Annotated in this window: 2 protein-coding genes; both read left to right on the top strand. The window is 50.2% G+C overall.

Features of this window, described 5'->3' with window-relative positions; all coding sequences use genetic code 11:
* Nucleotides 1-77 precede the first annotated feature (77 nt).
* Entirely contained in the window at nucleotides 78-587 is a 510-nt protein-coding gene (locus EQY_RS0123420) for a YbgA family protein (protein ID WP_001075787.1), read from the top strand.
* On the top strand, nucleotides 584-966 hold a 383-nt coding region (locus EQY_RS0123415), incomplete at its 3' end, for a deoxyribodipyrimidine photo-lyase (RefSeq protein WP_000214771.1). The genes EQY_RS0123420 and EQY_RS0123415, both read left to right, overlap by 4 nt.

The following is a 966-nucleotide window of genomic DNA, read 5'->3' as shown; positions in this document are numbered from 1 at the left end:
CCCCGCCAGCGGAAACGCTGGCGGTTTTTTTGTTTTCGCCGTCTACACTTACTCCTGTAAACCGCTCAGGAGCAGTAATGAATCAGCAACTTTTTGATGACAGCACCCTTATCCGCATTTTTGCTTTGCACGAGTTACACCGTCTTAAAGAGCGAGGCTTAACTCGCGCGGCGCTTTTCGATTATCACAGCCGCTATAAACTCGTATTTCTGGCTCATTCTCAGCCCGAGTACCGCAAGCTCGGCCCGTTCGTGGCAGATATTCACCAGTGGCATAATCTGGAGGAGTATTACAACCAGTATCGCCAGCGCGTAATTATTTTGCTTTCTCACCCCGCCAACCCGCGCGATCACACCAACGTTTTGATGCACGTTCAGGGGTATTTTCGTCCCCATCTTGATTCCACAGAACGTCAGCAACTGGCGGCGCTTATCGACAGTTATCGATGTGGCGAGCAACCGCTACTTGCGCCGCTGATGCGTATCAAACACTATATGGCGCTTTATCCTAATGCCTGGCTTTCAGGGCAACGTTATTTCGAACTTTGGCCGCGTGTTATTAACTTGCGCCATGCAGGAGTTTTATGACCACCTATCTGGTCTGGTTTCGCCAGGATTTACGTCTGCACGATAATCTCGCGCTGGCTGCTGCCTGCCGCAATTCATCTGCACACGTGGTGGCGCTGTTTATTGCCACACCGCAGCAGTGGGCAGCGCATAATATGTCGCCGCGTCAGGCTGAACTTATCAATGCTCAACTGAACGGGCTACAAATCGCGCTGGCGGAAAAAGGTATTCCTTTGTTATTTCATGAAGTGGATGACTTTGCTGCCAGCGTCGAAATGGTTAAACAGGTGTGCGTGGAAAACGGCATTACCCATTTGTTTTATAACTATCAGTATGAAGTGAATGAGCGAGCGCGGGATGCTCTGGTTGAGAAAACGCTTTGTAACGTGGTGTGTGAAGG

Origin of the sequence: Escherichia sp. TW14182 (genome assembly GCF_000208525.1) — a bacterium.
Taxonomy (GTDB): domain Bacteria; phylum Pseudomonadota; class Gammaproteobacteria; order Enterobacterales; family Enterobacteriaceae; genus Escherichia; species Escherichia ruysiae.
The sequence above is the reverse complement of the archived record's forward strand: the minus strand, read 5'-3'. Positions and strand labels throughout refer to the sequence as shown.